We start from the raw sequence: 12,473 nt of genomic DNA, 5'->3' as shown, positions 1-12,473 counted from the left end.
ACCTCTTTAAACATCTAATGTATTTAATGGATTATATTTGTCATTCTGTTCCCTTAACTCGTTACCCCACATTGCCACATATCTCATCGTTACGGCAATGTTTTAGTGTCGCATAAGTTTCTGAATTGCAAAGGCACGCATTCCTGACATAGCAAGTTGCTGACAAAAAGTAGAATCCTATTCAAAACCTTTCTCAATCGCCTGTTCAAGGTCTTTTCCATAAATCTGCACATAACGCTGTAGCATTTCAAGGTCACTATGACCCGTTAGTCTTTGCAACACAAACAGGTTTACTCCTGCCTCCACCTTTAACCGACAGAACGTCCTTCTGAATGCGTGAGGACTCACTGAAATGTCATTCTCGACCTTTGAGACCACTCCATAATGTTTCAGCCGTTCTTGGACGGTTCGAGGGCTTATAGAGGCATTCTCAACGCTTACAAAAAGAGTATCATTATCGAGGACTCCACGTTCCTCAACATATGCTTTCAAAACCGTCTTCAACCGCTTGGTCATTGGAACACGTCTTGCATATCTGTTCTTTGCTTGTTGAATAATGACTTCTCCTTTACCGTCAAATGAAAGGTCTTGAACCTTAATTGAACAAAGTTCTTTGAGACGGAGACCAACATGGGCAAACGTCAACATAATTGCAAGGTCACGGAGACCAACAAATTGAGTTATGTCTGGAGTGTTCAACAACTTCTCCAGTTGTCCCTTTGTAAGTGTAGCCCCAACTGTGTGACGCTTCTTAAGCTGTGAAACTCCATCAAAAGGGTTCTGGTCTACGTAACTTTTCTTTAAACAGAAATTCATGAACGTTCTCCCAGCTCTCATTCTTGAATTGATTGACGAGACAGCCCTTTTCATTTCCAACATATACTCGACCCAATTTTCAATATCATTTAGCTTGAGTGTTCTTACATCCAACAAAGGAACTTCAAGTTCAACCAAAGCTCTGAATAGTCCTTTAAGTTCTTTTTCGTAGAACTTGACTGTGTCTGGTGAAAGTCCTTTAATCTTACAATGCTTAAGAAATTCCTCTGACGCTTTCTGAAAGTCTTTAGACTTCTGTTCCTGCTGATGAACCAGTTTTTCCAATACGTTTGTGCTAACTGATTTTCTTCTTGACATGATAATGCCCTCCATTGCGTGTTATTCGTTACGTGGTATCCGCAATTGAAAAGCACCCAAACTAAAAAGTTCCTATGCTTGTATAAAACTCATACAAACACAGGAACTCATTGAATTTATGATGCGCTCGGCAGGAATCGAACCTGCATTTCAAGCTTCGGAGGCTTGCGTGCTATCCGTTGCACCACGAGCGCTAATGTGCGACTTATATATTATATGCCAATTTGCAAAACTTTGCAAGCTAGATTAGGTTTAAAAAAGCACTCAATGGTTATGATGAAAAAGTGAAAGTTGTCGAACAAATATAGAAGCGAATTGTTTGACCTTAATTGACCATCAGTGTATGATTACAATACATAAGTAAAAATCTTTCATACTTAAAGGAGGAAGAAAAATGAATTTGATTCCTACAGTTATTGAACAAACAAACCGTGGAGAGAGAGCATACGATATTTATTCTCGTCTGTTAAAAGACCGGATTATTATGCTAGGCAGTGGTATTGATGATCATGTTGCGAACAGTATTGTAGCACAATTACTTTTCCTTGAAGCTGAAAACCCTGAAAAAGATATATCCATTTATATTAACAGCCCTGGCGGTAGCATTACTGCTGGTATGGCTATTTATGACACAATGCAGTTCATTAAGCCCGATGTTCAAACGATCTGTATCGGTATGGCAGCATCTATGGGTGCTTTCTTACTTGCAGCAGGTACAAAAGGCAAGCGTTATGCATTACCGAATGCCGAAGTTATGATCCATCAGCCATTAGGTGGAGCACAAGGCCAAGCGACAGAGATTGAAATTGCTGCTAAACGCATTCTTTTCCTTCGTGAAAAATTGAATGGAATCTTAGCAGAGCGCACTGGTCAGCCTCTAGAAGTACTCCAAAAAGATACCGACCGCGATAACTTTATGACAGCCGAAAGAGCAAAAGAATACGGTCTTGTTGATCATATTATCACGAGAAGCCTTGCAGAAGAAAAGAAAGATAAGTAAATTGTTGAGCAGCCGTTTTATTGACGGCTGCTTTTTTATTTTGGAGTGCCTGGAGTGACCCAAACTGGTTTTCTGAATCTTCTCGGTCACTCCAGGCCTCCTGGAGTGACCCAATCCGCTTTTTTGAATGCTCTTCGGTCACTCCAGCACCTCTGCATTGACCCAAATCCCTTTTCTCAATGCTCTTCGGTCACTCCAGCACCTCTGCATTGACCCAAACCACTTACCTTTTTCCTTCTCGGTCACTCCAGACCTCCCCTTGGTTAACTTTTAGATAAATAAAAAGGACCTGGCTCATCTATGGCCAAATCCTTTCAATTTTATTGTTCGTTTTGAACAAAAGTAGACAATGCATCAACTGCTATTTCTTCATCGTCGCCGTCAGCGACAATATTAACAACCACACCTGAACCAACTGCTAAACTCATAAGACCCATAATGCTTTTCGCATTCACCTTTTTACCATCTTTCTCCAAAAAAATATCGGATGAAAACCGGTTTGCCTCCTGTACAAATAATGCTGCAGGTCGTGCCTGAAGACCCGTTTTCAATTTAACTTCCACTTGTTTTTCTACCATTATAAAATCCTCCTCATGTTATTCAACTATTTTCTTGAAGCTAATTCACCCATACGCAATTTATCAGCGATTTCATCTATCTTTCTTAACCGATGATTGATTCCCGATTTACTAATCGTACTACCAGAAACCATCTCCCCTAATTCTTTAAGGGTTACATCCGTATAATGCAAACGGAGTTCAGCAATTTCTCTTAACTTATCAGGTAATATATGCAATCCGACCGTTTGGTTAATATAACGGATATTCTCAACCTGACGAATCGATGCACCGATGGTTTTATTTAAGTTCGCAGTTTCACAATTAACCAGACGATTAACCGAATTCCGCATATCCCGTACAATCCGCACATCTTCGAAACGAAGAAGCGCATTGACCGCACCAACAATATTTAAAAACTCGGTAATTTTTTCTGCTTCTTTTAAGTAATTAATAAAGCCTTTTTTTCGTTCAAGTGTTTTGCTATTAAGGCCAAATGTATTCATTAATTCGCATAAGGAATCGTTATGTTCCTTATAAAGCGAAGCAATTTCCAAATGATAGGAAGAAGTCTCCGGATTATTAACGGAGCCCCCAGCAAGAAATGCGCCGCGTAAGTATGACCGTTTACAGCATTTCTTTTTCACAAGATCACTGGCAATATCATGGATGAAGGTAAATCCTTCACCAAGGATTTTCATATCCTCTAGTATTTTCTTAGCCTGTTGGTTCAAGCGGACAATGTAAACATTATTCTTCTTCAAACGCATCTTTTTTCGAACAAGCAACTCGACTGAAACATCATAGCTCTTTTTTATTAATGTATAAATCCTTCTTGCAATCGCTGCATTTTCCGTCTGAATATCAACAATTAACTTCCGGTTGGAAAAGGACATAGAACCATTCATTCGTATGAGAGCGGAGAGTTCTGCTTGAATACAGCAGGGCTTAATCTCTAAATTCGTCAATTCTTTTTTCGTTTCCGAAGCGAAAGACATCCCTTCACCCCCTTACCCAAGTATAAATTATTACGCTTCGTATCGCCTTTTGGTTTCACTTATAAGCAAATTATATAAAATTTGAGCAACTTTTTTGGGGTCATGTCTAAGTGACCCATTTTCCTGTATCGCAATGTCTGCGTGAACCACTTCAAGTCCAAGACCAATGATTTGGTCCAAATCATAATAAACTGGATTAGCGAGTTCTTCATTGTAACGGAGTTGAATGTCTTCCGGAATTTCCTTGTCATTGACCAAAATCGTATTGATAAAAGCACAGGCCATATGATCATAAATGGCTTTTACGTGGTCACTCGCTGTAAATCCGTGCGTTTCTCCTGCTTGTGTCATTAAATTACTAATGTACACCTTTTTAGCATGAGAGTGGCAGATCTCTTCACCTAATCTTGGTACAAGTAAGTTAGGCAAAATACTGGTATATAAACTTCCCGGACCGATAATAATTAAATCTGCTTGTCTAATAGCTTGTATCGATTCCGGCAGAGGTGTGATTACCTCTGGTGTTAAAAAAACCTTTTTTATTTTTTTGCCGGAATAAGGAATTTTCGATTCTCCTGAAACTACTGTACCATCCTCCATCTCTGCATGAAGGACAACACTTTGATTAGCTGCAGGTAAAACCTTCCCCCGAACATTTAACACCTTGCTCATTTCTTGAATCGCGTGAACAAAGTTCCCTGTTATCGACGTCATTGCCGCTAATATCAAATTACCAAGCGAATGTCCTGATAATTCATTAGAGGTCTTAAAACGATGTTGAAACATCTCTTCAACAAGGGGTTCAACATCTGATAATGCGGCTAACACATTTCGGATATCCCCAGGCGGTGGGATATGCAGGTCATCTCGGAGCCTTCCTGAACTGCCGCCATCATCCGCAACTGTCACAATGGCGGTAATATCAACTGGATATTGTTTTAATCCCCGTAATAAAACCGGCAATCCTGTGCCTCCGCCTATGATGACGATTCTTGGCTGCCCTAAATCCCTCATGTCGTCTGGTCCTTTCTCCTCTCAATGTCACGGTGTGAAACAAGTGTCTTGTAATCATTCGTATAAAAATTAGCAAGGTATTCTGCTAACGTAACGGAACGGTGCTGCCCACCGGTACAACCGATTGCGATCACTAGCTGTGATTTGCCTTCTCGCTTATAATGAGGAAGCATAAAGCTGAGTAAATCTGTAACCTTCTCTATGAACTTTTGCGTTTCGTTCCATTTCAAAACATAACTAGAAACATCGTCATCTAATCCTGTCTTCGGCCTCATGTGATCGATATAATGAGGGTTCGGCAAAAAACGCACATCAAAAACAAGATCAGCATCAATTGGGATTCCATACTTAAATCCAAATGACATGACATTGACAGTAAAGATTGATTTTTTGTTCGTTGTAAATTCAGTAATGATCTTCTCACGTAGCTCTCGCGGTTTCATTTGCGAGGTATTGTAAATGAGCTGTGCTCTACCCTTCAATTCATCAAGAAGCTCTCTCTCTAGTTTGATCCCTTCTAAAGGCAATCCAGATTGGGCAAGAGGATGAAATCTTCTTGTTTCCTTATATCTTCTAACTAAGGTAGCATCATCTGCATCTAAGAACAAGATTTGCGGATTTACCCATGATGTTTCTGCAAGTTCATCAAGTGCTATAAATAAATGGTCAAAAAACTCTCTTCCCCTTAGGTCCATAACCAATGCTACTTTATTCATTTTATTCCCAGATTCCTTCATTAGTTCGAGGAATTTTGGAAGCAATGTTGGCGGCAGGTTATCCACACAGAAAAATCCTAAATCCTCTAGACTTTGGATGGCAACTGTTTTGCCGGCTCCTGACATCCCGGTGATGATAACCAATTGCGTTTCGCTTGTTGATCCGGTACTCATCTATAATTCCCCCTCTAGTTAACTTGGATCTAATCGATAACTGATTAATTGAAAATCTTTTGTATAAGTAAAAGTGCCGTAAATGATTCCTTTTCCATGAATCATATACTCAATAATATGATAGTCTCCAGCTGCCATTGGCAAATTTTTCACTTGATCGAGCTGCTGCCATTCAAGCTCACCCTCTTCTGATTTATCCACCTGCATTCCATCAGAATCCGTTGCAAAAAAGGTAAACATCATCCATTCAGATAGAACCTGATCATTCTCTTTCATGATGAAGGTAAAAACACCCTTTAGTTGTGGGCTTTTCAAGTAAATTCCTGTTTCTTCCCGGTACTCACGGATACAGGAGTCTCTTACAGATTCTCCGGGTTCCATTTTGCCGCCAGGTGCTACCCACCAGCCACGGCGTGGTTTTTTTAACATCAGTACTTGATTATCTCTAATTAATACACAATTGGTGACTCGCTGCACACTATTCACCCTCTATATAACAAACTAACGTATATTTATTCTATTTATTATACTCTTTTTGGTAAGCGGTCACAATGAAACAAACAAGTTAAAAATATGAAAAAAAAATAGCACAGGCTCCCTGAGCCTGTGCACCAAGTGAATATTTTAAAGGGGGTCAATTCTTAATTTTATTTTATCTTATTATTATTTCACCACTGTTACAGGAGAGTTAAAAGAGGATTACGTTTATAAAGAAATTGTAAATTTAGTTTTAAATTTTTAATTCCTCTTTTAATTCTTCTACATAGTGCTGCACACTTTGAGCAGCGATACTGCCGTCCCCTGTTGCAGTTACAATTTGCCTTAGTGTTTTTTCACGAATATCTCCAGCAGCAAATATGCCCTTTACCTTTGTTTCCATTTGCTCGTTAGTTTCGATATAGCCATTTTCATTTGTGATTCCAAGATTTACAAACGGCTTTGATAAAGGAATCATCCCGATGTAAATAAATACACCATCCGCTGGAAGCTCTTGTTCCTCTCCATTTTGCGTTGAAACAAGTGTGACGCTGCCTACTTTACCGTCCTTGTCATTAATGGACTTAATGGTATGATTCCAAATAAAATCAATTTTTTCATTCGCAAACGCACGGTCTTGAAGGATTTTTTGAGCGCGAAGCTCATCACGTCGATGAACAATCGTTACCTTAGAAGCGAAACGGGTTAAGTAAACCCCTTCTTCCACTGCAGAATCTCCTCCGCCAATGACAAACAATTCTTTTTGTTTAAAAAATGCTCCATCACATACGGCACAATAGGATACACCACGACCGCTTAGTTCTTTCTCGCCAGGAACCCCTACCTTCTTATATTCAGCACCAGCCGAAATAATGACGGAATAAGCTTTATACTGCTTGGATCCGGCAACTACAGTTTTAATACCGCCATCGTCGATAATTTCTTTAATATCGCCATAAGCATATTCTGCACCAAATTTTTTCGCATGTTCAAACATTTTTGTCGATAAGTCTGGACCAAGGATGCTTTCAAAACCAGGATAGTTTTCAACATCCTCAGTATTGGCCATTTGGCCACCAGGCATTCCACGCTCAATCATGAGAGTAGATAGATTAGCACGAGAAGTATAAACAGCAGCTGTCATCCCGGCAGGACCGGCACCTGCGATAATGACGTCATAAATTTTTTCATCAGACATATTGATTCTCACTCCCTAAATAGAAAAGCGGAAGCGCCTTGTCCAGGGGCGACAGGCATAAGACGAGCCGGCTAGAAGGTTGTTCTTTAACCTTCTGGACGGATTGGCTTATGACCCCGAGCCCCTAGGCGCTGCAGCTAGACAATAATATAAAAAAATACGATTAAGTGTAGTATTACCTACTTAATCGTATAAAACAATTGTAGTGAAGTCCATTTATCTGCTTATTTATCTGCCTATTTCAAATACTTTTGCACTAATTTGACATATTTCCCAATAGTTGCTGGTGAGATAGCATAGCGTTTGGCAATTTCTTGCTGTGATACCTTTTCATTGCTAGCCTTATACCAGACATATTCCATTGCCCCAGCCCAAGCCAGTTTGTTACTTAAATTTACTTTTGACTTGGATATTTCTACAAATACGGAAAACCACATTAAAAATAGCCCTGACTCAACTATTCCGATCGGATTGTAATTTTTATAAAGTACTTCGGCAATTTCCTGCGCTTCTTCTAGATGTGATGGTGTTCCTGTCTTAAGGAACGAGACATAATTCTTCTCCAGCGTTGTAAGTTTTTGATTTTCATAAAAACGTTTAGAAATAAAAACTTCTCCTACTTTTCCTAAAATAGAAGCGAGGAAAATGGCAAATAGGCGTTCTTCAATATAATCACTATCTAATTTTTGATAAATCGATCCTGCGTGATCTTCAAATCCATGTGCGATTGGTTTTTCATGATTCCATGGTTCAAATCCCTCTTTATCAGGATTATGCTGAAGGACTACCTTCCAAATGCTTCGCGCGAAATTCTCATGGCTGGAAAAATAAGCCGAATAAGCAAGCCAATAATAAAATGGGCCATCCCCTTCAAAGCCGTTCTTATATAATTTTTTTAGCCAAAAGTAGGCAGACTCATATTCACCCACTAAAGCAAATGTTGTACCCAATTTATATTGGTGATCGATGAGCATTGGTTGAATTTTCTTTAAGGACTCCTTTAAACCAGAGACTGCTTTTGTTTTCTTTTGATAATGAGCAAAAACTAACCGGTTGCACAAGGCATGAAGATTCCCTGGATTTCTAACTAATACATCATCGAGTATCGATTCTGCCTTTTTCGTTTTACCTAAATAAAAATAAGCAAGAGCTAAGTTGTTATAGGCAGACCAATATTCGGGGTATGTTTCAACAACATCCTTTAACAGCTCGATCGCTTTTGGAAAATATCCAGATTCCAATAAATCACGAGCCTGCTCCTGCTTTATAATAAGATCGTCCTGTTCATAGAACTCCTCTTCTAACCCCTCCGTCTCAAACGAAAGAAGTTCAAGAAGGTCTTCTGTATCTTCTATAAAGTCGCCGTTTGAATCAAGCTCTAAATACATATTTGCATGATGATAGGCATCTTTAAAAAAACCCATATGGGCATAATTATTTGCTAAAAAATAATGGCACTCAGCCATTTCTTCATCAAGATCTTCAAGGATTAGATGCAAGAGTCGATTAGAATTTTCAAACTCACCAAGCTCTGTTGAAACTATAGCAAGCTGACAGGTAATCATTGGTTCACCCGGCTCCAGCTGCATCGCCCGTACGAGATACTTTTTAGCTTTCTTAAAATCACGGCGATGGTATGCCTTAATACCCTTCGTGAAATAATATTCTCCAGTCGGAACAAACGACAGGACCTTTCCCTTTTGAATTCTAGCCTTCGCGTCTTTAACCATGGAGACCTCCATCTTTACAATAAACTAACTTATGTAGTATAACACATCCACCGCCTAGTCGAGAAGGAAATAAACAAGGCTGAACAGGTTGGAAATATTAAACATGCAAAAAAAGCTGCATAAACAGCTTTTTTTGCATAAATGGTGACAGGCACCATTATCTTTTATGTCGCTCTTCTAATGTTTTCAAGACTTCTTTGAACGGCAGGCCTTGTTCGACTAATAATACTTGCAAATGGTATAGCAGGTCGGCGGCTTCCCATTTTAGTTCTTGTTTGTCGCGGTTTTTGGCGGCAATAATTACTTCCGCGGCCTCTTCACCGACTTTTTTCAATATTTTATCGACGCCTTTTTCAAAGAGATAGGTTGTGTAGGCTCCTTCGGGACGTTCCTTTTCTCTCTCAATGATCAGCTTCTCTAATGAATGTAAAATCTGATAATCTGTAAGACTGGAGGATCTTTCCGTTATGCCCTCTGTGAAGCAGCTTACAGCTCCAGTATGGCAGGCAGGACCTTTTGGCTCTACGAGCACGAGGACAGCATCCTGATCGCAGTCATATTTCATACTGATAACCGTCTGCGTGTTTCCACTGGTTGCCCCTTTATGCCATAGCTCTTGACGTGAGCGGCTGAAAAACCATGTTTCTCCAGTCTCAATTGTTTTTGTCAGTGATTCCTGATCCATATACGCTAATGTTAATACTTCTTTCGTGTCTGCATCCTGAACGATGGCAGGTACGAGCCCTTTTTCATCAAAACGAATAGTCACCGGACACTCACTCCCTTCTCAAGCAAATAGCTCTTCACTTCGTGTACGGAAGTTTCTTTATAATGAAAAATAGAAGCGGCAAGCGCGGCATCCGCTTTGCCATTTACAAACGCCTCTTCAAAATGACGAGCATTTCCAGCACCGCCGGAAGCTATCACCGGAATTGTCACAGCCTCACTAACTGCCTTGGTAAGCTGAATGTCAAACCCATTTTTCTCGCCATCACTATCCATACTTGTTAGTAATAGTTCACCTGCTCCAAGCCTTGCTGCTTCTTTTGCCCATTCAATTACTTTTCGTTCAGTAGGGGTCCGGCCGCCATGTGTATAAACACGCCATGTTCCTAGTTGCTCATCATACTTGGCATCAATTGCGACTACGATGCATTGTGTTCCAAAATAGCTTGCACCGTCTGAAATTAACTCTGGGTTCAAAACAGCTGCCGTATTTAATGACACCTTATCCGCACCGGCACGGAGAGTTCGTTTCATATCCTCTAATGAATTAATTCCACCCCCAACGGTAAAAGGGATAGCAAGCTCGGAGGCAACAGCCTTTACGACTTCGACCATTGTTTTTCGTCCTTCGACGGATGCCGAAATATCAAGGAAGACAAGTTCATCTGCTCCCTGTTCGTCATAAAATCTAGCTAATTCAACTGGGTCTCCGGCATCCCGAAGCTGAACAAATTGAATGCCTTTCACTACTCTTCCTTCTTTTACATCTAAACATGGAATGATTCGTTTCGTCAGCGTCATTTTCTCACCTCTCCAATCGCAAGTGCTTCCTTCAATGTAAAGCGATTTTCATAAAGGGCTTTCCCGACAATTGCCCCTTTAACTCCCTCGGCATTAAGAGCACGTAAATCAGCTAAACTGCTTACACCACCAGAGGCAATGACATTCTTCCCCGTCTCTTCTGCCATTTCACAAACGGCCGCAATATTCGGGCCTGAAAGCGTCCCATCAGTGGCAATATCAGTAAAAATAAACGTCTCGGCACCCGCATCCGCAAACCGTTTGCTCAGTTCTACGGCTTTTACTTCGGAAGTGGTCATCCAGCCATGTGTCGCCACGTAACCATTTTTCGCGTCAATCCCAACAACTATTTGCTTGCCGTATTTCCGAATCATTTCAATCACAAACTCTGGATTTGAAACAGCAATACTGCCAATAATTACTCGAGTAATCCCGTTTTCCAGGTAATGCAGAATATCAGCTTCAGAACGAATGCCACCGCCAATTTGAACCTTTACCTTTAATTGCTTCGCTGCTTCAATGACAAAACGATCATTAACCCGTTTTCCATCCTTTGCCCCATCAAGGTCAACCATATGAAGAAAGGATGCCCCGTCTTCAGCAAACGTTCGCGCCATATCAAAAGGTGAGTCACCATAAATGGTTTCCTTTTCATAATCACCTTGGAGAAGGCGAACACAATTCCCGCCGCGCATATCTATTGCTGGATAAATAGTGATCGTCATCGTACCGACTTCCTTTCTTCGACGAATTGTAAAAAATTATTCAGTAGTGCCATTCCAAGCTTGCTGCTTTTTTCAGGATGAAATTGCATTCCAAAAATATTATCTTTTCCGACAACAGCAGAAACTTCTTCATGGTAATCTGCCTTTGCTAGTAATACCTCGGAGTTCTCCGCACTTACATAATAGGAATGAACAAAATACACATAATCTTCTTCTAATCCTGCCAATAGTGGAGAAGACTGAACAAATTCAAGTTTATTCCAACCCATATGAGGAACTTTATATACTTCCCCATCTGCAGTCTTACCTGGAAGCCGACGGACCTTACCAGGTAATAATCCAAGCCCTTTCGTCAAACCATTTTCATCGCTATCCTCGAACAATAGCTGCATACCAAGGCAAATGCCAAGCAAAGGTTTCCCACTTGCTGCAAACTCCTTGATCGTATCTGCTTGCAAGACTTCCATCGCATCACGAAAAGAGCCAACCCCTGGAAGCAGCAGTGCGTCGGCACGCAAGAGGTCATCTTTTTCCGCTGATATAAAATAATCAGCATTCAGCCGCTCAAGGGCCTTACTGACACTAAACAGATTACCCATGCCATAGTCGACAATTCCGATCATTTATAACATCCCTTTCGTTGACGGAACTCCTTTAATGCGAGGATCAATTGTGGTCGCTTCATCAAGCGCTCGGCCTAGTGCTTTAAAAACAGCTTCAATCATGTGGTGAGTATTCTGACCGTAATGGACAATAACATGAAGGTTCATGCGCGCCTCAAGGGCAAGCTTCCATAAAAATTCATGCACTAGTTCAGTGTCAAAGGTGCCAACTTTTGAATTAGGGAACTGTGCACGCATTTCAAGGTGCGGGCGATTACTAAGATCAACAACAACCTGTGCTAAAGCTTCATCCATCGGCACAAAGGCATTCCCATAGCGCTTTATTCCTCTTTTATCCCCGAGGGCTTCTCGCAATGCCTGTCCAATACATATTCCGATATCTTCGGTTGTATGATGGTCGTCTACCTCAATATCCCCTTTTGCATCTACGGTAAGGTTAAAATTCCCATGCTTCGTAAATAAATCGAGCATGTGGCTAAGGAATGGAACCCCTGTTTCAAGTTCGGACTGTCCCTGCCCATCAATGTCTAACGATAAGCTAATTTGGGTTTCATTTGTTTTTCGTTCAATGCTTGCGTTTCTTTCCATGAAAAGAGCCCC

14 protein-coding genes and 1 tRNA gene are annotated in these 12,473 nt (G+C 40.6%); 1 reads left to right on the top strand and 14 read right to left on the bottom strand.

What is annotated here, in order from left to right; all coding sequences use genetic code 11:
- Nucleotides 1-177: 177 nt before the first annotated feature.
- Complete coding sequence (locus tag BLR86_RS11150) at nucleotides 178-1,134, bottom strand: tyrosine-type recombinase/integrase (protein WP_175492859.1); 957 nt, start codon at nucleotides 1,132-1,134, stop codon at nucleotides 178-180.
- 122 nt (nucleotides 1,135-1,256) lie between these two features.
- Nucleotides 1,257-1,328: transfer RNA gene (locus BLR86_RS11145), tRNA-Arg, on the bottom strand.
- A gap of 200 nt (nucleotides 1,329-1,528) precedes the next feature.
- Here BLR86_RS11145 and clpP point away from each other — a divergent pair.
- Nucleotides 1,529-2,134, top strand: a complete 606-nt coding sequence (gene clpP, locus BLR86_RS11140) for an ATP-dependent Clp endopeptidase proteolytic subunit ClpP (protein WP_090761347.1) — start codon at nucleotides 1,529-1,531, stop codon at nucleotides 2,132-2,134.
- A 320-nt stretch (nucleotides 2,135-2,454) separates the two neighbouring features.
- Here clpP and BLR86_RS11130 read toward each other — a convergent pair whose 3' ends face one another.
- From BLR86_RS11130 to hisB, 12 genes are all read right to left on the bottom strand, one after another.
- On the bottom strand, nucleotides 2,455-2,712 hold the full coding sequence (locus BLR86_RS11130; RefSeq protein WP_090761343.1) for an HPr family phosphocarrier protein: 258 nt from the start codon (nucleotides 2,710-2,712) through the stop codon (nucleotides 2,455-2,457).
- A gap of 26 nt (nucleotides 2,713-2,738) precedes the next feature.
- The gene (gene whiA / locus BLR86_RS11125; RefSeq protein WP_090761341.1) at nucleotides 2,739-3,689 is read right to left on the bottom strand and encodes a DNA-binding protein WhiA; all 951 of its coding nucleotides are present in this window, start codon (nucleotides 3,687-3,689) and stop codon (nucleotides 2,739-2,741) included.
- 30 nt (nucleotides 3,690-3,719) lie between these two features.
- Nucleotides 3,720-4,703, bottom strand: coding sequence for a gluconeogenesis factor YvcK family protein (yvcK, locus tag BLR86_RS11120; protein ID WP_090761339.1), 984 nt, complete (start codon nucleotides 4,701-4,703; stop codon nucleotides 3,720-3,722).
- Nucleotides 4,700-5,593 (bottom strand): RNase adapter RapZ, encoded by an 894-nt coding sequence (rapZ, locus tag BLR86_RS11115; protein WP_090761337.1) that lies wholly within the window; start codon nucleotides 5,591-5,593, stop codon nucleotides 4,700-4,702. The genes yvcK and rapZ overlap by 4 nt, the downstream gene beginning before the upstream one ends.
- An 18-nt stretch (nucleotides 5,594-5,611) precedes the next feature.
- Nucleotides 5,612-6,070 (bottom strand): NUDIX hydrolase, encoded by a 459-nt coding sequence (locus tag BLR86_RS11110; protein WP_090761334.1) that lies wholly within the window; start codon nucleotides 6,068-6,070, stop codon nucleotides 5,612-5,614.
- 253 nt (nucleotides 6,071-6,323) lie between these two features.
- Nucleotides 6,324-7,268, bottom strand: coding sequence for a thioredoxin-disulfide reductase (gene trxB / locus BLR86_RS11105; protein WP_090761333.1), 945 nt, complete (start codon nucleotides 7,266-7,268; stop codon nucleotides 6,324-6,326).
- Nucleotides 7,269-7,504: 236 nt separating this feature from the next.
- On the bottom strand, nucleotides 7,505-8,998 hold the full coding sequence (locus tag BLR86_RS11100; RefSeq protein ID WP_090761331.1) for a tetratricopeptide repeat protein: 1,494 nt from the start codon (nucleotides 8,996-8,998) through the stop codon (nucleotides 7,505-7,507).
- Nucleotides 8,999-9,155: 157 nt separating this feature from the next.
- Complete coding sequence (gene hisIE, locus BLR86_RS11095; protein ID WP_090761329.1) at nucleotides 9,156-9,767, bottom strand: bifunctional phosphoribosyl-AMP cyclohydrolase/phosphoribosyl-ATP diphosphatase HisIE; 612 nt, start codon at nucleotides 9,765-9,767, stop codon at nucleotides 9,156-9,158.
- On the bottom strand, nucleotides 9,764-10,525 hold the full coding sequence (hisF, locus tag BLR86_RS11090; RefSeq protein ID WP_090761327.1) for an imidazole glycerol phosphate synthase subunit HisF: 762 nt from the start codon (nucleotides 10,523-10,525) through the stop codon (nucleotides 9,764-9,766). The genes hisIE and hisF overlap by 4 nt, the downstream gene beginning before the upstream one ends.
- Nucleotides 10,522-11,250 carry a 1-(5-phosphoribosyl)-5-[(5-phosphoribosylamino)methylideneamino]imidazole-4-carboxamide isomerase gene (gene hisA / locus BLR86_RS11085; protein WP_090761325.1) on the bottom strand — a complete coding sequence of 243 codons (729 nt, stop codon included), beginning with the start codon at nucleotides 11,248-11,250 and terminating at the stop codon, nucleotides 10,522-10,524. Before hisA ends, hisF begins: the two co-directional genes overlap by 4 nt.
- Nucleotides 11,247-11,873, bottom strand: coding sequence for an imidazole glycerol phosphate synthase subunit HisH (gene hisH, locus BLR86_RS11080; protein WP_090761323.1), 627 nt, complete (start codon nucleotides 11,871-11,873; stop codon nucleotides 11,247-11,249). Before hisH ends, hisA begins: the two co-directional genes overlap by 4 nt.
- Nucleotides 11,874-12,461 carry an imidazoleglycerol-phosphate dehydratase HisB gene (hisB, locus tag BLR86_RS11075; protein WP_090761321.1) on the bottom strand — a complete coding sequence of 196 codons (588 nt, stop codon included), beginning with the start codon at nucleotides 12,459-12,461 and terminating at the stop codon, nucleotides 11,874-11,876.
- Between the last annotated feature and the right edge of the window lie 12 nt (nucleotides 12,462-12,473).

The sequence above is a fragment of the Bacillus sp. OK048 genome, from assembly GCF_900103525.1.
In the GTDB taxonomy this organism is placed as follows: Bacteria; Bacillota; Bacilli; order Bacillales; family Cytobacillaceae; genus Neobacillus.
The sequence above is the reverse complement of the archived record's forward strand: the minus strand, read 5'-3'. Positions and strand labels throughout refer to the sequence as shown.